17 protein-coding genes are annotated in these 19,230 nt (G+C 38.2%); 11 read left to right on the top strand and 6 right to left on the bottom strand.

Annotation, left to right across the window (positions count from 1 at the left end; all coding sequences use genetic code 11):
* Positions 1 to 192 precede the first annotated feature (192 nt).
* Together G603_RS0112940 and G603_RS0112930 are read left to right on the top strand one after the other, a co-directional pair.
* Complete coding sequence (locus G603_RS0112940) at positions 193 to 879, top strand: hypothetical protein (RefSeq protein WP_026670493.1); 687 nt, start codon at positions 193 to 195, stop codon at positions 877 to 879.
* Positions 880 to 1,188: 309 nt separating this feature from the next.
* Positions 1,189 to 1,854 (top strand): hypothetical protein, encoded by a 666-nt coding sequence (locus G603_RS0112930; protein ID WP_026670492.1) that lies wholly within the window; start codon positions 1,189 to 1,191, stop codon positions 1,852 to 1,854.
* Between the two features lie 113 nt (positions 1,855 to 1,967).
* On the opposite strand, the gene G603_RS0112925 is transcribed toward G603_RS0112930, so the two are convergent.
* Positions 1,968 to 2,879: an AEC family transporter gene (locus G603_RS0112925; protein ID WP_026524272.1), complete on the bottom strand. Its 912-nt coding sequence runs from the start codon at positions 2,877 to 2,879 to the stop codon at positions 1,968 to 1,970.
* A gap of 165 nt (positions 2,880 to 3,044) precedes the next feature.
* Entirely contained in the window at positions 3,045 to 4,115 is a 1,071-nt protein-coding gene (locus G603_RS0112920) for a transglutaminase domain-containing protein (protein WP_026670491.1), read from the bottom strand.
* 73 nt (positions 4,116 to 4,188) lie between these two features.
* Between G603_RS0112920 and G603_RS0112915 the strand changes: the two genes are divergently transcribed.
* On the top strand, positions 4,189 to 5,019 hold the full coding sequence (locus tag G603_RS0112915; protein WP_035793148.1) for an alpha/beta hydrolase: 831 nt from the start codon (positions 4,189 to 4,191) through the stop codon (positions 5,017 to 5,019).
* On the opposite strand, the gene G603_RS0112910 is transcribed toward G603_RS0112915, so the two are convergent.
* Positions 5,000 to 5,521, bottom strand: coding sequence for a CinA family protein (locus G603_RS0112910; protein ID WP_026524275.1), 522 nt, complete (start codon positions 5,519 to 5,521; stop codon positions 5,000 to 5,002). The two genes, G603_RS0112915 and G603_RS0112910, sit on opposite strands and share 20 nt — an antisense overlap.
* A 77-nt stretch (positions 5,522 to 5,598) precedes the next feature.
* Between G603_RS0112910 and G603_RS0112905 the strand changes: the two genes are divergently transcribed.
* Positions 5,599 to 6,588, top strand: coding sequence for a helix-turn-helix transcriptional regulator (locus tag G603_RS0112905; RefSeq protein ID WP_026670489.1), 990 nt, complete (start codon positions 5,599 to 5,601; stop codon positions 6,586 to 6,588).
* 63 nt (positions 6,589 to 6,651) lie between these two features.
* Here G603_RS0112905 and G603_RS0112900 read toward each other — a convergent pair whose 3' ends face one another.
* The gene (locus G603_RS0112900; RefSeq protein ID WP_026524277.1) at positions 6,652 to 7,158 is read right to left on the bottom strand and encodes a helix-turn-helix domain-containing protein; all 507 of its coding nucleotides are present in this window, start codon (positions 7,156 to 7,158) and stop codon (positions 6,652 to 6,654) included.
* A gap of 295 nt (positions 7,159 to 7,453) precedes the next feature.
* On the opposite strand from G603_RS0112900, the gene G603_RS0112895 reads away from it, so the two are divergent.
* The 4 genes from G603_RS0112895 (at position 7,454) to G603_RS0112875 (ending at position 12,255) form a co-directional block, all read left to right on the top strand.
* The gene (locus G603_RS0112895; protein WP_081669868.1) at positions 7,454 to 8,893 is read left to right on the top strand and encodes an IS110 family transposase; all 1,440 of its coding nucleotides are present in this window, start codon (positions 7,454 to 7,456) and stop codon (positions 8,891 to 8,893) included.
* Positions 8,894 to 9,419: 526 nt separating this feature from the next.
* Positions 9,420 to 9,650 carry an acyl carrier protein gene (locus G603_RS0112885; protein ID WP_026670488.1) on the top strand — a complete coding sequence of 77 codons (231 nt, stop codon included), beginning with the start codon at positions 9,420 to 9,422 and terminating at the stop codon, positions 9,648 to 9,650.
* 21 nt (positions 9,651 to 9,671) lie between these two features.
* Positions 9,672 to 10,799 (top strand): acyltransferase family protein, encoded by a 1,128-nt coding sequence (locus tag G603_RS0112880; RefSeq protein ID WP_026670487.1) that lies wholly within the window; start codon positions 9,672 to 9,674, stop codon positions 10,797 to 10,799.
* A gap of 46 nt (positions 10,800 to 10,845) precedes the next feature.
* Positions 10,846 to 12,255, top strand: a complete 1,410-nt coding sequence (locus tag G603_RS0112875; protein ID WP_026670486.1) for a class I adenylate-forming enzyme family protein — start codon at positions 10,846 to 10,848, stop codon at positions 12,253 to 12,255.
* Between the two features lie 36 nt (positions 12,256 to 12,291).
* Here the strand turns inward: G603_RS0112875 and G603_RS0112870 are convergent, their stop codons facing one another.
* Positions 12,292 to 13,911 carry a hypothetical protein gene (locus tag G603_RS0112870; RefSeq protein ID WP_026670485.1) on the bottom strand — a complete coding sequence of 540 codons (1,620 nt, stop codon included), beginning with the start codon at positions 13,909 to 13,911 and terminating at the stop codon, positions 12,292 to 12,294.
* A gap of 102 nt (positions 13,912 to 14,013) precedes the next feature.
* On the opposite strand from G603_RS0112870, the gene G603_RS21620 reads away from it, so the two are divergent.
* From G603_RS21620 to G603_RS0112855, 3 genes are read left to right on the top strand one after another with little or no spacing between them, the layout of a single operon-like run.
* The gene (locus G603_RS21620) at positions 14,014 to 14,955 is read left to right on the top strand and encodes a glycosyltransferase family 2 protein (RefSeq protein WP_051207852.1); all 942 of its coding nucleotides are present in this window, start codon (positions 14,014 to 14,016) and stop codon (positions 14,953 to 14,955) included.
* Between the two features lie 52 nt (positions 14,956 to 15,007).
* Entirely contained in the window at positions 15,008 to 16,888 is a 1,881-nt protein-coding gene (locus G603_RS21615; protein WP_051207850.1) for a glycosyltransferase, read from the top strand.
* A gap of 13 nt (positions 16,889 to 16,901) precedes the next feature.
* The gene (locus G603_RS0112855) at positions 16,902 to 18,359 is read left to right on the top strand and encodes a DUF6056 family protein (protein ID WP_255345856.1); all 1,458 of its coding nucleotides are present in this window, start codon (positions 16,902 to 16,904) and stop codon (positions 18,357 to 18,359) included.
* 43 nt (positions 18,360 to 18,402) lie between these two features.
* Here the strand turns inward: G603_RS0112855 and G603_RS0112850 are convergent, their stop codons facing one another.
* A complete protein-coding gene (locus tag G603_RS0112850; protein WP_026670483.1) occupies positions 18,403 to 19,134 on the bottom strand; it encodes a family 16 glycosylhydrolase in 732 nt (243 codons plus the stop codon).
* Positions 19,135 to 19,230 lie beyond the last annotated feature (96 nt).

The following is a 19,230-nucleotide window of genomic DNA, read 5'->3' as shown; positions in this document are numbered from 1 at the left end:
TTTGACTTTATGACCCGAACAAATATGAGGAATTAGCAATTTACGCAGTAAATTAGCGGTTTCCGAATATTTGTAGAATTGCGAGAGTTTCGAAGAAACGGAGCAATTCGTATATCATATAATTGACTCGTATACTGTATTTGCTACAGTGTATAGATAAACGAAATACTTTTATGCTAAAGGAGAGAGGCTATGAAAGAAGGAAAAGTGTTAAGTGTTTTAAAGAAGTCATTACTTATCATGCTGACTGCATTTTTAGTATTTGCATTCAGCTCAACAGGTGCTAAGGCAGCATCCAAGAATCCGGGCTTACTTATTAAGGACAGCTCAATGTGGCTTGAGTCCAGAAAGACATCATCACAGTATACTCTTGCAAATGTGAAAAAGGGCGACAGACTTATAAAGGTTAAGAGTTCCAACAAGAAGGTTGCTACCGCTGAAGCAGCAGAATCCTATGATACCGGTTTACCGGCTCTCAGAGTAACACCTAAGAAGGTCGGCAATACCAAGGTTACTATCGTTATCAAGCGTGGTACCAAAACTTATACATCAAGCATGAATGTTCATGTAGTAAAGTATAAGAACCCTTTGAAGTCATTTAAGATTGGCAGCAAAGAATATGCAAGCAGACTTGCAGAGCATCCCAACACCAGTGATACTCTTTCAGGAAAAGAGAAGGTTACTGCAGTAGCTAAGGGTGAATGGAAGGTTACAGGACTTTATACCTACAACTACAACACTAAAAAAGGTAAGAGCTACAAGAATGGTAAAGCCATAAATGTAGGTAAGGTTACTCAGGTTAGCGTAATTGTTCAGAGTAAGAAGAATCCTAAGATTCAGCTGTCTGTGCATGTGCTTGCATCAAGCCCCAGAAGCTGATTTAAATAATTAGAATGCTTATTGAAGGCTCAAACGGCAATTGTCGTTTGAGTCTTTTTTATCGTATTTATCAGCCTTTTGAAGAGGAACTTATAAGTATAATTTTTTTATTAAATCTTTGGAAAAAGGGGTTAATTTTTAGTCAAAATATCCGATAATAGACTAAAGAAGGGAATGGAGTCCCTTTGTGTTGTGCGGGTTTTCCAAATATGGATATGATGGGCAGATCATATACATGGCAGGAAGATCAGACGGGGGGAGAAAATCTGCACAAACTGGTTATTAAGAAAGAGCAAGGAGGTGTATAAGATGTCATTGGAAGTAGGTGGAATCGGTAACGCTTCTGCTGTTACAGCGCAGAATGTGGTTCAGGAACAGATAAAGTCAGACGAGAAAGTAAAAGAAAATCCCAAAGCTGAAGAGAGCGCAAAGGAAGAAGCTGCAAAGAAGGAATCCGGCGTTGTTTATGAAAAAGGAATGAATACAGGCGACAATCTGTATAGCATTAACCGCATGAACAAGCAGGACAGAACAGCTATCGTAAATCAGCTTAAGGCGGATGCAGAGCAGAGAGAGCAGCAGCTCCTTAATATCGTACGCCAGACACTTACAGGTCAGGTTGGCGCCTATGGAACAGCCACAGGCGACAGCATCTGGAAGACATTGGCAAGCGGTAACTTCACAGTTGATGCTGCTACAAAGGCTCAGGCTCAGGAGGATATTTCTGAGGATGGTTACTATGGCGTAAAACAGACATCTCAGAGACTGTTCGATTTTGCATCAGCTCTTGCTGGAGATGATGTAGATAAGATGAAAGAGATGCAGGCAGCCATGGAGAAGGGCTTCAAGCTTGCTACAAAGGAATGGGGCAGAGATCTGCCGGATATCAGTAAGGATACATTAGCAGCAGCTAATAAGCTTTTCGAAGACTATTATGCTTCTAAGAACGGTACTACAGCTGAAACAGTAGAATAATACCCGGGATTGTGATTTTAAAATGAATAATACATATAACGTAAAACAGCGCCGGTAAATCACCGGCGCTGTTTCTTTATATGAGCCAAAAGGCGTATGCTTTGAGCTTTTTATCAGATGGCAAAGAGCATCTCTCCAAGATATACGATAAGCGGAATGGAGATAACGGAGAGAAGGGTTGAAATCACGACTTCCTCAACGGCATAGCCATAGTCTGAATTGTGAAGCTGTGCATAGACAGCTACGTTTGATCCTACAGGGCAGGCAGAAGCTATGAGTACAGCAATTTTCATTTCAGTAAGAGATGAAGGAATAGCCCACAGTGCAGCCAGTGTAACAAGAGGAATTATCACAAGTCTTACCAAAGCGGTAACATAAACACTTTTTCTTTTTAGCATGTCTACAATATCCACCTGAGCAAGATAGATACCAATAGTGAACATGGCAAGAGGTGTATTGAGTCCTGCCAAAAAGCCTATGCATTTATCGATGATAGTCGGAAGCTGAAGCTGAGTCAGGAATAAAACAATACCTATTATTGTGGCATAGACAAAAGGCGCCTTCAGCAGGTTTTTAACGGTAAATCCTGACTTACCGTGGGTCAGAAGAGATACACCGTAGGACCACTGAAGAATATTTATGCATGCAATAAATGATGCGATATAGAACACAGCGCCGTTACTCATTGATGCCACAATAAGGGGAACGCCAAAGAATCCGGGATTAGAAAAGGACGCTGAAAATGCGGCGATCTCGTCATTTTTGAAAAAGAGCTTTGAAATTGCTATTGCAATGAGAAGAGCTACAACCGCAGCCAGGATGCTCAGAAGAAATCCTGTGATACGCTCGGGGGTTCTTTCAACTCTGAATCCGTTAATAATAACGCAGGGCAGTGATAAGAATATGAGGATATTACCGATATTCTTGCTGCCTTCGAGGGTGAGCTTGCCGGCTTTGAAAAGAATAAAACCAATGCCGGATAAGATGAACATAGTGATGATCTGATTGATTAGTATAAGTGCCAAAAGAAATACCTTCCTGTTCTTCAACGCCGAGAATGTGATGAATATCAGCGCTGACAATTTCACGCTGCGCGGCTGTGCACAACATAACAATTATTACATAGCTTTGGCTTTGCAGCAAGAATTAGCTTTCTATTATTAAATAATGCTTTTTGCGATTTTTGTATGTCATGGCAAAAGGGAATTTAGGAACATGGATATGTTGTCTGTTTTGCCAAGCTCGTAGGTGCCACGAAGGTGGTAGGAATCGTGTCTTGGATTTACCTTTACATCAACAGGTATAGTGAAAACAGTATCCTCACTTTCAGGAAGATTCCTCATCTCTGCGGGATTTACATTGTAAAAATGATGGCGAAGAGCATACATGGTATTGTCATCGGCAAGCATTTTTGATCTTAGATCAGGGCTTTCTATTTTGTAATCCATATCAAAGTCATCCCAGGTTGTGTCCACTTCGTACCAGTTATTATCTATATATACAATATTCCAGGCATGAAAACCTGAGCTTTCCGGATCATCAGCATCGGGACTTGCGATGCCTGTAACATAGCCGCAGGGTATGCCTGCTTTTTGGCACAGATACTGGAAGGCAAGGGCATAGCCGCCGCATATTGCGTGATTACTTGTTCCGTCATCACCCCGTACCAGAGCTCCGTAGGCAGTTGAACCAAGGGCACCTGCCTTCTCTGCAGCATCCAGGGAATTAAGCTCGTAGTCGTAGGTTACAAGGTCAATTAGCTTATCATGTATTTCAAGCTCTATTTCTTTTTTAGGAGCTGACAGATCTATGTCTTTTAAGAAGTTATCCGCAGCTTCTTCGAATTCAGCTATCATACTGTCTTCGCCGGCAGGAGCTTTTCTCAGATAATAAGTGATCGTAACGGTTTTGTCCGTTTTTTCTTTGGAAGATGTGATGCGGGGCTCACTACCCGTCAATAAGAAAAAGTACTCAGGGTGGTCATAGCACATGGCATAATAGATGTTCCAGTAATATGATGCACCTTTTTCATTGTATGTAGTAAGTGGAAGAGTCAGAACTCTTTGATAGTTTTCCTCATTTTTATGGATGACCAGATCGTGGAACATTTCATAGATTTCTTTTTCATCGTCATTTAGAGCATTATAAAAAACACGCAGGTTGTCATTATCATAAGTATAATCTTTATTGCATATGATAAGGATAGCCAGCGATACGGCAATTACTAAAGATGAAATTATTCTGATGGATTTTGTTTTCATAAAATGACCTTGCCATGCCCTGATTTAATTTGTATTATAACACTTGTACAGATTTATTCAGATAGGAATTAACATGACAAAGGAAACGGAAGAAAAGAAGAGTCGCACAAAACGCATATTAAAGAAATGCCTTCTGGGGATAGCTATTTTTTTAGTTGTGATAGTTATTGGCGTTCTTGTGGCTTTTAAAATTTATACATCAAATTATTATAGAGCAGACAGCATGATAATAAGCACTATTGAGAATTTGCTTGATGACCAGGTTCATTCATATTCTGATAAAAACGGGGCTGTTTTTTTGCCTCAGCAGACAGAGGCAAAAGCTGTTATTATGTTCTATCCCGGTGGTAAGGTTGAATATAATGCTTACGCGCCGCTAATGTATGAGCTGTGTTCAAGAGGGTATATCTGTCTTTTACCGAAGATGCCTGAGAATCTGGCTCTTCTCAGGGTTAATGCAGCTGATATCCTTACAAGAGGTTATGACGAGGATATTCGCAGGGCGAAAGAGCTGGACTGGTATCTGGCGGGACATTCCCTTGGGGGTGTGGCCGCTTCGAGGTACTTAAAAGAGAATCTTGATAATACCAAAGTGAGTGGCGACAGAAATTATCGCGGAATGATTTTCTGTGCATCATATACTACGGAAGATTTTTCTGATACTGATCTGCGACTTCTTTCAATATATGCATCAAATGATGGCGTAATAAATAAAGAAGATTATGAGAACAGCAAGAAATACTGGCCTGCCGATTCTGAGGAAGTAATTATAGACGGCGGTATTCATTCTTACTTTGGGTGCTACGGAATACAGTCTGGTGACGGTACTCCCACTATTACAAACGAAGAGCAGTTAGCTAAAACGGCGGACTATATACAGAGCTTTATTGAAACTTCGAATTGATTTTGGGAAGTAATTCAAGGAGCCTGTCCGCAACTAAATCTGCTGCTGCAAGCTTATACATAAGACGCGTTTCCATGGGTGGAAGTTCTGCCTTGAAGGAGCGCGTTTTTTTATCGCAGTCAATTGCAAAATACACTTCTCCAGGGACACTGTCATTATTGGCGGGATCAACGTTGCCTGCAGATCCGGTTATGCCGATTCCTATGTCAGCGCTATAAGCTTTTCTGCATTCCATAGCCATGAAAATTGCAACTTCTTCGGAATATACGCCGTATTTTTCTATTACTTCGGCCGGTACGCCCTGCATGATTTTGGCTTCATTACTATAGGTTACAAAGGCGCCCTTTAAAATGGCTGAGGCTCCTTCTGTGTCGGTGATAAGAGATGCAATCTGCCCGGATGTGATGCTTTCCATGGTGGTTATGCTTGTATTTTTATCTATGAGAGTCTTGGTGATTTCCTTGTACTTATTCCTTACATTTTGCTCAAAATCAGCGCTCATTTGCTTTGACTCCTTATTGGTAGTTTTTTATAATGAATTTAGTCTATTTAATTATATCAGCTTGGAGGTCTCATACAATGCCAAAGGGAACAAACCAGAAGCTTAAGCTCTATTATCTAGCAAAACTCATGGTGGAGAAAACAGATGACAGTCATTATCTTACTATGCCTGAGATTATAGAAGAGCTTGCCAAATATGATGTATCTGCAGAGAGAAAGAGTCTCTACGAAGATATCAAGACCTTAGAAGATCTTGGCATTGAGGTGCTTAAGGAACAGGAGGGCAGAAATACCCTTTATCATGTGGGGACCAAAAAGTTTGAATTACCTGAACTTAAGCTCCTTGTGGATTCAATTCAGGTATCCAAATTCATAACCGAGAAAAAATCCAGAGCTCTTATCAAAAAGCTCATGGATCTTGTAAGTGTTCATGAGGCGGCTCAGCTTCAGAGACAGGTTGTGGTTCAGGGCAGAATCAAAGCCATGAATGAGAGTATTTACTACGTGGTGGATGATATTCACAAGGCCATCAGCAGCAACTCCAAGATCACCTTCGAGTACCTTCAGTGGAATGTGAAAAAGGAGATGGTGCCGAGAAAGGAAGGCCGCTACGAAGTAAGTCCATGGGCACTTACCTTTGATGATGAGAATTATTACCTGATCGCTTTTGATTCAGTGGATGAGAAGATTAAGCACTATCGTGTAGATAAGATGAGGAGTATTAAACTCCTTGATGTTAAAAGAGATGGCGCCGAGCAGTTTAAGGATCTGGATATGGCTTCATATTCTAAAATGAATTTTGGAATGTTTGGAGGAAAGACCACAGAGGTTGATATTGAATTCAATAATAAGCTTGTGGGAGTATTCCTTGACAGATTCGGCAAGGATATTCACATCATAAGTGCCCAAAAAGAAGGATGGTCCCAGACCAGAGTAGAGGTGGCAGTAAGTGATCAGTTCCTTGGGTGGATATTTGCTCTTGGAAGAGATGTTAAGATCATAGGTCCTTCTGAAGTAACAGAGAGATTTAAAAATGAAATCGCTGAGCTTATAAAGTGCTATGAATAATAGAATTTATTGATAGAATAAAAGAAACCCGCATTTGCTGCGGGTTTCGTGATTTTGTGAAACTTATTTTTTTAAGGCCTCAAGCTTTTCCTTATTGATCTTGCCCTCTGCGATGGTACCTGCAACCCAGAGCTTTAAGGATTCAACGGTCATATCGATATTTTCAAGCTGTTTCTGAATATCTACGAAATCATCAAGCTCATCATCTGAGATTACACCGTCAGCTGTGATGTCAATGAGTCTTTCTCGCTGTCTCTCAAGGGCATTAAGAGAAGAGAGCATTCCAAGAACTATCTCTGAAAGTGTGGATTCCTTTACTTCAGGAACGGAATCCTTACCAATACGGCATTCATGTGTGCAGTAATAATTGCAAAGACCGGGCTTTTTATATGCTCTTGCCATTTCAACAACATCTTCGGGGTAGATGGTTGTCTTACCTGTTTCCATTTTCTCAAGTCTGCTTTCGCTTATGGTTCCGAGGATTTCGCTGGCCTGTGCTCTTGTAAGTCCGGCTTCCTCACGACTTTCGAAAAAGATATTTTTGTTTTCTTTTATGGATTTTTTCCCCATTAAGTGAACCTCCCCAATTTCTTAGTTTATCGATTTATCAGTAATTATCATTATATGAGATAATGTACAATTTTTAAATAAGAAATCGCATTTCTGTGATATAATATTTTAGCTTATGTCCGGAGAGGATATGGCGAACTTTGTGAAGTTCTTTTGAGGCTTTGGATATGAACTACATTAGGAGCTTCCTGTATGATATAAACAGGGGTTGACCTAAAAAGAATACCTCAAGTAAAGTTGGATTGTTACTGACCTGGCAGTTGGTAATAATCCAAGAATACGAGAGGTATCTAACATGAATGCTAAGGCAAAGAACAACAAAAATCAAGTAAGCAACAACTTTTCGGTGATAAATACTTTATCTGCCGAAGAAAGACAAACCAGAGTGGATGATCTCTTAAATACATTGCAGGCTAAGACCTGGCATGATCTGGAGACATCAGGAAAGTTTGATAAGAATGCCAAGCTATCATTTATATCAGATGACATGCTTATAGTTGGATGCGATATAGGCAGTGAAACCCACTATCTGAGGGCTATAGATAGAAAAGGCAGAGAACTCAGCAAAAAGCCATTCTCTTTCCTTAACAACGAGGAAGGATTTGAAGCCGCAAAAGCTTGGATGGTAGACCTTGCTGCAGTAAATGGTAAGAAACAGATAGTACTTGGACTCGAACCTACAGGTCATTACTGGTTTTGCGTGGCAACATGGCTGATAAGCAATGGTATCAGTGTGGTGCAGGTAAATCCATATGCAGTAAAACAGACAAAAGAAATCGAGGATAACAGCCAGCTTAAGGATGACAGAAAAGATCCCAAGGTTATTGCAAACCTTGTTATGAACGGAAACTACGGTATGCCATATCTTCCGGAGGGCATCTACGCTGATCTGCGTAGTCTCTCACTTCTAAGGAGCCAGCTTGCTGAGAACAGGATCCGCAGCATAAACAGGTTACACAGGCTGATGAAGATTTACTTCCCTGAATATAAGGACGCATTTGGGAAAACAGATGGCAGTTTTGCAATGGAGATACTTAAGGTTGCACCGTTTCCAGAAGATATAATCAGACTAGGCGAAGACGGTATCCGAGATATATGGCACAATGCTAAGCTTAGAGGACGCGGCTATAGCAGGGCTGCTGAGATATTCAAGTATGCTAGCGTAAGCATAGGCAAGAAAGAAGGCTCAGAGCCGGACAGATATTCAGTAAAGTGCCATGTTGAAGACATCATCTCATTGGATGAGAGGCTTGCAACAGTTGAAGCTGCAATCAATGAAAAGTGTATGGAAATACCCCATGCAGAGAACATCCTTGAAATAACAGGACTTGGACAGAACATAGTAGCCGGAATCATATCTTCAATGGGAGACATTGAAAGATTTGATGACGCAAAGGAAATACAGAAACTCAGCGGATTAAACCTTGTAGCCAACAGTTCAGGCAAGCATAATGGCGAAACAAAGATAAGCCATAGAGGACGCAAAGAACTGCGAACCTGGCTGTTTCAGGGAGCTAAATCGGTAGTGGCTCATGCTCCAGAATTCCAGTATATACATGAGTATTACACTACCAGAGCGAAGAATCCTCTAAAGAAGATGCAGTCGCTGATAGTCATAGCATGTAAGCTTCTCAGAATCATATTTACTATCCTTAAAAAAGGAATTACCTACGATCCACAGAAGATGCTTGATGATATCAATAGATTTGAAGAAGCAGAAATAGTGGCTGCTTAAGAAAGAAACATGCTCCGGAATCCTGTCGAACTACTGAGCGTTGTTCAGTGGTTGGCCAGGGTTCCGGATAGGAATCCAGTAACAGCAGAAGCAAGTCTTCTGCAAAATAAAGCTACCAACTTACAACAGGATGGATTGCGTCCACCGACTTGTCGGTACCATCCAAAGTGTAGATTGGTCAGTAAAGGACAACAAACAAGAGCTGTAGCTGGCGGTGGTATTTTCCCTAGGGCTTGACCCTGTTTAGGAGCTTTGCTGGCACTTGGTGTATGAATTGGCTGGACGAAGGAAGTTGGGACACGATCCCTTTAGACACGGAAGGTTAGCCATCATAGTTGATCAAAGGAGAAATGGCCTTTATAGAGCAAACAAGAGGATGCTTTATTAGTGCTACCTGAAATCGGCTATTCAGTACAAGATACTATGACAATTCATCACCTTTGGCTCTTGTTTTGAGGAATAACAAAATCGTCAAAGCCAGTAAAAATCGTATTTTCAGGCTTGACAGAATAGGAAGGAAACGAAAATGAATGATTGTTTTGAAAAAATAGTGGATATTATAGTTGATATTACAGATATTGATAGAAGTGATATTGAAGAAGAAAGTCAATTTCTGGATGACCTTGATTTGTCATCATTGGAAATTATGGCTATAATTTCAGAAATCGAAAAGAGATTTTCTATAGAAATCACCGAGGAAGAATTAATGTCAATATCATCTGTTAAGGATATGATTGAGTTGATTGAATCCAGATAATTTGAATATTAAGGATAACAGATGAAAAAAGAGGAATATACAATCAAGAACTCATTAGGCATGTTCGATCTTCTAAAAGGAACAATGATGATACTTGTTATGGTTGGTCATACATATCAGTTAGTTCCGATCATAGAAGAATATAATTACTCTGTAAAAGATGTTTTAGGGCAAGTTAATTTAATTACTCTGATTTTTTATTTTTGGTTTAAGGTTATAGCCGAAGCATCTATGCCTGCATTTTTTATTTTGAGCGGATATGGTTTTAGAAAGACAACGAATAAAAAGTGTATTTTAAAGCAATTTAAAACACTGATGATCCCGTATAGTATTTCGGTGATGATAACTGTAATAGTACACTTTTGTTACATTCAGTTAATGTATTCAAGTGTTGAGTTTTCTATCAGGCGTACTATCAGTATTATTTTGGGTGGATTATTTGGCCTTTCAAAAGAAGTATATATAAATGATTTATGGATTCAGAGTTGCGGGCCGATTTGGTTTTTGCTTTCGTTGATGATTGCGACTATTATTTTTAATGTTCTTTCGAATTGTTTCCAAGATAAGAGACTTCTTGTGGCGTCTTTTCTCGTATCCTGTGTCGGATGGGGGATGAGTTTTGCAGGAACATTACCATGGGGGATTTCGCAAGGACTTATAGCTGTGCTTTATGTATGGCTGGGCCATTATGTAAAAAAGAATAAAATACTTATATCAACCATAAAAGTTAATGGCGTTACTGTTTCATTATTTTTAGGCCTGGTATTGTATCTGCTTTTTGTAAGTGCTGATTCAGTATTTGTTATGGCTTACAATATTTATCCTTTAGGTATTGTTTCAATAATCGCTAATGGATTTATCGGGCTGATCGTGATTAGGCTATTTTTGCAAATGGATAGATTTAAAGGCCCTTTCCTGCTTTTTATCAGAAGGATAGGACGACTTTCGTTGTATGTACTTTGTATCCATTCTATAGAGTTAATTGCTTGTGGTGGTATGATTCATTATGCATTTGCAACGGAATGGTGGAAGGGTGGCATTTTTCTTCGAAATCTAATAATTATCGGAGTCAGAGTGACTGTTGTTCTGGCTGTTACATTTGCTTTTGAAAGAATTAGATTAGCAATAAAAAAGAAACGTTTTAGATAGAGTTGATAAACGACTTATTCAATCATTATGGAGAAATTAGAATAATATGATTAAATATCTTGAGATAATAAAAAAATATTCAGATTTGTGTATGTGCAAAACTCTGGACGGAGAAAATATTGAAAGTAAAAGTTATTCGGATTATCTGAGTGACGTTAGAAAATGCGCTTATTTACTTGAAAAGCATTCGGGAGTTGTGGAAGGCAAACACATAGGAATTATTGCTCGCAGTGGTTATGAGTATTATGTTCTTTTTGCTGCTGTAATATTCAGCAGAGCCGTTGTGGTTCCGATCAATGAAAATGAAACAGAGAATAATATCTCTTTTGCTATAAAGAATGCAGAAGTTGATATTCTTTTGGTTGAAGATAAGCCGGAAAAATATAGCAAAGATAATGCTTTGGTTTTAAAGAAAGATCTGTTGTTTGAGAAAACTGAAAACGAAAAGGATCTGAAGGATTTCTCTGAAGAAGAGGCGGACAATATGGCGGTTATCCTGTATACATCAGGTACTACTTCTTTAGCTAAAGGAGTTGTATTATCTGTGGATAATGTGTTCCATGATTGCCTGTATATTCTCCCCAAAAGGTATAATGATAATCGTTCTGCTGCGCACGGAACAAAGGTTTATACGAATTTCCCCTGCTATCATGTTGGTGGCTTGATAGCGTGGCTTAGTTTTACCGAAAATGGTTGCACTATTTGCTATAGTAAAGATTTGAAAAATATACTATCTGATCTTGAGAACATTGAGATTGATTTTGCTGCTGTTACACCAACGGTTTTGAAATTGTGGGTTAATTGTGTAAAGCGTAACAGAATGGACAGGATGGGAATGGTTAAGGACATATTATCCGGTGGCGCGCTGATAGAGCCGGATATGGTAAGATTCTTCAACTCCAATGGAATTACTGTGGGGCAATTCTATGGCCAGACTGAAGTAGGTGGAGCAGTTATTCAGAATCTTGATATGGAAAACCATGTAAATTCAATAGGTAAAGTTGCAGAAGGAGCAACAATAAAGATTATTGATGGCGAAATCTGCATTGAGTATTGGGGCAATATGCAGGGGTATTACAAAAATCCTGAAGAAACTGAAAAATGCCTCAAGGATGGCGTGGTTTATTCGGGTGATTTAGGGTATATGGATGATGAAGGCTATGTTTACATAACCGGTAGAAAGAAAAATCTGATAATTCTTTCCGGAGGAGAGAATGTAAGCCCTGAAGAGATAGAAACCAAGATTTATGAGAACTTACATATAAAAGAGTGTATGGTATACGAAAAGAATGACAGCATTTACGCGGATATATATGCTCCCGATTTGAGTGAAACAGAAGTAAGGGAGTATATAAAAGAAATAAACAAAACCATGCCGCTTTATAAGAGAGTAAAACACGTTGAGTACAAAGAAAGCGAATTGGAAAAAACATCAATAGGTAAAATCAAAAGGTGAAATTTACCTGATTCTATTTTTGATGGTACATATTTATCATTTTACAAAATAAATATCATAGGAATCAGCGGAATAATCTAGCTTCTCACAGCTAAAGCCTGATTTCTGAAGGTATTCTGCAATTTCGGCATCGCAGTTTTTATAGAGATACATTACAAAAGGATGATGTATCTCTGAGATGCTATGTATGGCTTTATCTATTCCGGATTCGAATGTAGATAAGTAATTGGAGTGAGGGTAATTGATCGGTATTTCTACAAACAAGTCGTTAGGTTTTCTACTCACCACAATTGCATCATACATTTTGTAATTTGCTATGTATTCAGAACGCTGAGAGTCATTATATAGGTATCGCGGTTCATATTTTGACTCCCATCTATAGCAAAGAATAAGCGGTAATGCCAGTAGTAAAACATAGATTATAATCCTGTTTTTTATAAAGGATTTAAGGAATTTATGTATTACCAAAACAATTAGTATGCTGAAAATGGGCATTATTGGCATCTGATATCTGTCAACGATCCAGGGCGATAAGGCTGAAACGATGACGAAATACAGGATAGCAGGAATACACAGCAATATATAAATTGAACAGTTTTGATAATCAGTGTCTGATTTTTCAACGATATTTCTTTTTCTGTAATTCCAAATAGAAATTACTCCCAATATTAACGCTATTACAAAGAAAATACACATAGACTTATTCATGCCGGAAAAAAGCGAGCATGAAAGTAAGTAAATATAGTCTTTAATTCTTGACTGCAAATTCATATCTATTACATTTGTCAGTACGTCTCTTCCTCTGTTTGTGAAAAGCAAATGGAATACAGATGAAGGCCATAAAAGCAGATACAGTATTCCTGTGATTAGGTTGCTTTGAACATAATTTTTTACGGATTTCTTTTTTATAATCAAAAGCAAGAGTGAAATTATAAATATGGGTAAAATATAAAAGGCAGCAAAATACTGCGTTAACATGGCACAGAATATTGCGCAGCAATGCCAAAATAGGAAATGTTTATTGCATAAAAAGTCATTTTTGACGAAACGAATAGTTACGAATAAAAGCATAGTAAGCCAAAATCCAAGCATTGCATACATTCTGCAATAAGTTGCGGTATTAGTGAATTCGTAGCTGAGACCATAGTATAGCATTGCTGCCATAGCAGGTATCTTATTATCCGTTCCGAGCACTAAAACACAAATGTTGTAAATACAAATGCATGTTGCCAGTAGGAAAATAATATTAACCAGATATCCGACCCACTTTAAGTCAAGATTTGGGAACAGTGAAGATATAATATTGATGCAGGCAAAATACAGCGGAGGATGTACATCATAAGCCTGTGAATAACAGACATCAAGAAAACCAAAACTTCCGGAGTTTTTTGTGGTGTAAAAATCCATTATTTCTTCATAGCCTGTCCATTTGTCCATGACAAAATAAACAGGGGCATGCTTGTACTGTTTTATTAAGGTTTGTAATGAATCGAATTTTATGACATCTGCATTAGATGTTAGAAATGTACAGCCTTCATCTAAGAAATAGCCTTTTTTCTGTGAAGCAAAGATGCAGGAATTTGCCAGTATTAACAATAAAAGCAGCAGTAGCAATGCTTTTTCGATATAAGTTTTGTTAATATTGTGGTTTCCCATGATGCGTTAAACTCCCGGCATGTTTTAAGTCAAGAATGTACATAAATTTGGAAAAAGTGTACTATAAAACTATATCACAATCAATATTAAGGATGGTAAATCGTGAAAAGCGGACTGATATCAATAATAGTACCTGTCTATAATGTTGAAAAGTATTTAAAGGAATGCCTGGATTCCATCCTCGCGCAAAAGTATGAAAATTTTGAAGTGATACTGATAGATGATGGATCAAAGGATAACAGCGGATGTATTTGTGATGAATACGCTCAAAAAGACAATAGAATCAAGGTGATCCATCAGGAGAATAAAGGACTGGCAGGTGCCAGAAATACCGGTTTAGATGCTGCTTCCGGAGAATATATTTGTTTTGTCGATTCGGATGATAAAATATCAAACAGCTATCTTGAGGATTTTGTCAAAGCAATGGATAGCAGTAATGCAGACCTTGCTATTTGCAATTTTGAATCGGCGAGATTAGTTGATGATGAGAGAAATGATGATTGTGTATTTTCGGCTGCGGAGTTGAGACATTTTTTATATGACGATCTTTCTCGTAAGTATGTTGAAATAGTGGTTTCATGGAATAAGATCTATAAGGCGGAATTGATACAGAAATACAGATTTGAAACCGGGAAAATCCATGAAGATGAATTCATGATTAACAATCTGCTTTATGATATAAATAAAGCAGCCTATATTTCGACCAAAAATTATTATTATCGCGTTAATGATGATGGAATAACTGGTTCAGGGAATTATAACAATCCCGGTCACCTGGATGCAGTTGATGCGTTGGTAGAACGAGTAGATAAAGCTGCTGTTCATGATGACAGAGAATTTGCCGTGGCATGTTTGAAGATTGCTTTGTATAAGCTGGTTTCCTTTTACAAAAGCGGAGACGAAAATTTGAGATCACTGGCAAAGGCTAAATATCGTGATATATATTTTCGATATTCATGGTTGTTTGATCTGAAAAAGCGGGGGAAATATCTTCTTTTTGTTAATTTTCCAAAAGTATTCTGCAAGCTGTTTGCAAATTATTAGTTTATGGTTTAAAACTGAGAGACAAAAATAACGGTATGAAAAAGAGAAATCTATGAAAAAACATGCATATCTTATCATTGCTCATAATGAATTTCATATGCTTAGAAAACTTATCAGCGAGCTGGATGATGAAAGAAACGATATCTATCTCCACATTGATAAAAAGACGAGATATGTCGATGAGCAAAAGATTTCTTCATGGGTAAACAAATCTCGGATATATTTTATCAGACCCATGAAAATATATTGGGGGACAATAAGCGTTCTTAAGTGTGAATTGAAGCTTCTTGAAGCTGCAACCATACAAAAATATCATTATTATCATTTGATTTCGGGCGTGGATTTCCCACTAAAAAGCCAGGATTATATTCATGAATTATTGGAAGATGAGAGCAGTCAGTTTATAAGGTGCCATAGAGCCGGTGAAGAGAATGACTCATTTTTATATAAAGTCAGATATTTCTATCCTTTACTTGGCATGGTCGGTAAAGATGATTTCATGGGCCCCGGAAAAAAGAATAAGTTCATGCGCTCGCTGGTTAAAATACAGTGGAAATCTGTAGAAATACAAAAAAGGCTTGGAATTGACCGGACGAAAAAGGATAAAGGGCTATGCTTTTATAAAGGAGATCAGTGGTTTAGCATAACCCATGAGTTAGCTTTGTTCATTTTGCAAAACAAGGATGAGCTAATTAAGCGCTATAAGCTGACAAATGGCCCTGACGAGATTGCCATCAGTACACTTGCTATGAATTCTGAATTTGCAGGTAACATTAAGAATAATAGTCTGAGGATGATAGATTGGGAAAAGGGCGATCCTTACGAATATAAGCTGGAGGATCTTAATGAGCTTGAGCAATCTGAAGCTGTTTTTGCAAGGAAAATTTCTTTTGATAATGCCCCTGATCTTGTAAATGCATTGGCATATAACCTACATTCGGAATCACGTAGCGATGAGGAGCCGTTAATTAGCGTAATAGTACCATGTTACAACGTTGAGAATTATCTTGCAGAATGTGTTGATTCTTTGCTGAGGCAGACATATAAAAACCTTGAAATACTATTAGTTGATGATGGCTCAACAGATGATACCGGTAAGATAGCCGGAAAGTATGCGGATAAAAATGAGAATATCAGCTACATTTACAGGGAAAACGGCGGTTTGTCCGCGGCAAGGAATACCGGAATTGATAATTCTAATGGCAGGTATATAGCTTTTGTGGATTCGGATGACTGGGTTGACTGTGACTATTTTTCAAAGTTATACGAGGCAATCAGAACCGGTAATGCGGACATAGCTGTATGCGGATATAAAAAGGAAGACGCGGAGCAGGGTATTGTTACATTTGATGAAAGCAAAGTTCTGTCATCACATTCGGCTATGAAATATCTTGGAGATATTTACCCAAAAGAAAATGTGCTTTTGATAATAGCCTGCAATAAACTGTTTAAAAGAGAGATATTTGCTTCATACAGATTCCTTGAAGGAAAAATCCATGAAGATGAATTTGCTGCCCATAGAATAATCGCCGAAGCTGATTCGGTTTCGGTTATTTCCGATACGTTATATCATTACAGGATCAGAGAGGGCAGTATTACTTCTTCCGATAGGGCACAGAGTCTTAGGAGACTGGATTATTTGGATGCATTGCAGGATAGACTGGAATACACAGAAAACATGATGTACGGTGATCTGCAAATTTATATGCTCTATACCTATTTCGAAGGTATGAAAGAACTAATGGTGACATACACTGAGGAAACTATTCGAAAGAACAGACTGTATGCATACTTTAGATCAAAGGCATTTAAGGTATATATCAGGCGCTTCTTTGATTTGGACGGTTATCAGAAAAAGAAATATATGGAGATTATTCTTTTCCCGAGTAAGTTCAGGTTAAGCGAAATAAAGAGGCGGGAAAAACAAAAATGATACAGGTGTGAAAATGGCAAATAAAACAATAATAAAAAAATGTCTGTCATGTTTATCTCTGATAGCAGTCATTTATATGATTTTTGTCTATGCATGGTCGGCATCATATACTGTTTTTTCAGCCGATGACTTTTCCCATGGTGTGAGCTTTGGATTATTCAAAGCGTTCTTTCCGATACATTTTTTTAGTGCTTTATGGTATAGCCTGACAACATATTTGTCCTGGCAAGGAACATATTTCTCTATGTTTTTGCAACCGTTTTTGAGTCCGATAAATGGATTTGGTTACCCTCAGTTGAAACTGGTTATGATCATAAATGCTGTACTGGTCATGGGAGCCTTGATTGTATTGATCATTGAGCTTTTTCAGAATGTTTCGGAAGAGAACAGAAGCTTTGCATTAATTGTTTGTGCGCTTACACTTTTCGCACTTTTTGGATCAGAAACCTATTATGAAGTCTTTTTTTGGTATTCCGGCAGCGTGTCGTATACATTTCCTTTTTCAGTGATGATTTTGGGGATCAGCAGTATTCTTCGATATTATAGGACTAAAGAAAAAAAGTACGCGAATTACTCCAAAATCCTGGGCTTTCTGGCTTGTGGCGGGACGCTTATGATAGCCGGTGCCGGTTGCTATTTGGTGGTCATCATAGTTCTTTTTTATTTTGCTACCGCAAAAAAGCTTGATGTAAACGGATGTAAGATTTTTATATGGTGGACGCTCGGGGCTTTGATAAATACTCTTGCTCCCGGTAATTATATGAGAAAGGCTCAGGATGGTTCGGGAGAATTACTGATCATACAATCCATAAAGAATTCTGTGAGGATTTGTGTTGGAAATGCCAAAGGACTGATAAAGACGGGATATGTGTTAGAGATAGCACTGCTATGTTTGGTAATAGGGATCATTATAGGACTGACAGAATATAAAAAAGAAGATTTCAATATATCAAAAAGTATTGTGGCAGCTATTGTTCTTGGCGCTGCATGGTTTGCATGTTTCCCTGCAACTCTTGGGTATTCGGCCTGGGGAGGACTGAATAATCGTTGTGATTTTGTTCTCAACAGTGTGTTTATCGTTTCTGTGGTTTTTGTAGCTGTTTATTTTGGATGTGAGTTTGCAGTATATGCAGGAATGAAGAGTTTGCCGGCTATACTTTTGTTAGCTGTGCTTTGCATCGCGGGAGATATTGTACTGCCTCATTCGTTTTTGGATAATAAGTATTTCATGCTTAACAGACAGCTCTCCGAAGGAGAGATTCAAGAGTATTATTCGGACTGTAAAAATTTCTTTAATGAGCTGGAGGAATATCCTGATGGCGCAGATGTTAAGTATTCTATGAGTGATATGCCTAAACCGATTGAAAATACAAAGGATATATATTATTACGATGATCCCGGCAATCCGGATAACTGGATGAATCATGCACTGGCTAAATACTATGGCTTTAACAGTTTTATTATTGAATAAATAATGAGATCAAGTGCATGATTATGAGACCGGATAAATCCGATCACTGTATAGAAACGTAATCAGGAGATGTGTAGGAAAACCATTGATAATTTGCGTAAAGTGGAGTGGCACCATCATATTCGCAAAGCCATTCTTCTTTTCCTCCGGCCCATACATCCATGACGATGGGAGCTTCTATCTCGGGAATGTCTTCTGCATGTATTTCATAGGCCAGAACATCGTCAACATACCAATATATAGAATTCTTTTTCCAATAAAATGCGTAGGTATGGTAATCCTCGGAAGCATCGAAACCGAGGTCATAAAGATATTCATGTCCTCCAACGCCGTTGGTGTGGTAGTTAAATTGAACTTTTGTTGTATCGTAGCCTAAAAATTCGATATCTATTTCTGTGCTTAAATTATCTTTTTTTCCAAAGTTAAAAAATGCTGATACAACGCCTGAATGTTTGATGGGTTTCATGCTTACCTGATACAGACCATAGCCAAAGCTCCGCTTTGTAGTAACTTCGCCGGCGGTTAAGCCGTTTTCGTTTTTATTGATGCATAAATCCATTTGATTCTTTTTATAGGAGATATTGTCCGGAGACCAAATGGGATCAGGTGATTCGCCACTTGGCCAGTCAGATTTTCGCAGCTGCAAACATGATAAAAAATTGAAATTGTTATAATAATAGGTGTTTGCCATGGAGAAATAAATGATAAAAAAGCTGACAATGACTATGAAAAATGCTGTTGAAATTAAAGTAATACAGAACTTTTTCTTACTCACGATAGTTGCCTTTCTGTAAAAGTGTGGTTTTGTGGTAAATGGTTACCTGCTGTATAGTAAAACTGTATTATTTCAAATCTGATATATTTATTATAA

The organism is Butyrivibrio sp. AE3006, from assembly GCF_000424165.1.
Lineage (GTDB): Bacteria > Bacillota > Clostridia > Lachnospirales > Lachnospiraceae > Butyrivibrio.
This window is presented reverse-complemented; position numbering and strand designations above follow the sequence as displayed.

Bases quoted from the DNA above. Each gene is read 5' to 3' on its own strand.
- G603_RS0112940 (WP_026670493.1), top strand. From the start codon at position 193: ATGAAAGAAGGAAAAGTGTTAAGTGTTTTAAAGAAGTCATTACTTATC.
- G603_RS0112930 (WP_026670492.1), top strand. From the start codon at position 1,189: ATGTCATTGGAAGTAGGTGGAATCGGTAACGCTTCTGCTGTTACAGCG.
- G603_RS0112920 (WP_026670491.1), bottom strand. From the start codon at position 4,115: ATGAAAACAAAATCCATCAGAATAATTTCATCTTTAGTAATTGCCGTA.
- G603_RS0112915 (WP_035793148.1), top strand. From the start codon at position 4,189: ATGACAAAGGAAACGGAAGAAAAGAAGAGTCGCACAAAACGCATATTA.
- G603_RS0112910 (WP_026524275.1), bottom strand. From the start codon at position 5,521: ATGAGCGCTGATTTTGAGCAAAATGTAAGGAATAAGTACAAGGAAATC.
- G603_RS0112905 (WP_026670489.1), top strand. From the start codon at position 5,599: ATGCCAAAGGGAACAAACCAGAAGCTTAAGCTCTATTATCTAGCAAAA.
- G603_RS0112900 (WP_026524277.1), bottom strand. From the start codon at position 7,158: ATGGGGAAAAAATCCATAAAAGAAAACAAAAATATCTTTTTCGAAAGT.
- G603_RS0112895 (WP_081669868.1), top strand. From the start codon at position 7,454: ATGAATGCTAAGGCAAAGAACAACAAAAATCAAGTAAGCAACAACTTT.
- G603_RS0112885 (WP_026670488.1), top strand. From the start codon at position 9,420: ATGAATGATTGTTTTGAAAAAATAGTGGATATTATAGTTGATATTACA.
- G603_RS0112880 (WP_026670487.1), top strand. From the start codon at position 9,672: ATGAAAAAAGAGGAATATACAATCAAGAACTCATTAGGCATGTTCGAT.
- G603_RS0112875 (WP_026670486.1), top strand. From the start codon at position 10,846: ATGATTAAATATCTTGAGATAATAAAAAAATATTCAGATTTGTGTATG.
- G603_RS0112870 (WP_026670485.1), bottom strand. From the start codon at position 13,911: ATGGGAAACCACAATATTAACAAAACTTATATCGAAAAAGCATTGCTA.
- G603_RS21615 (WP_051207850.1), top strand. From the start codon at position 15,008: ATGAAAAAACATGCATATCTTATCATTGCTCATAATGAATTTCATATG.
- G603_RS0112855 (WP_255345856.1), top strand. From the start codon at position 16,902: ATGGCAAATAAAACAATAATAAAAAAATGTCTGTCATGTTTATCTCTG.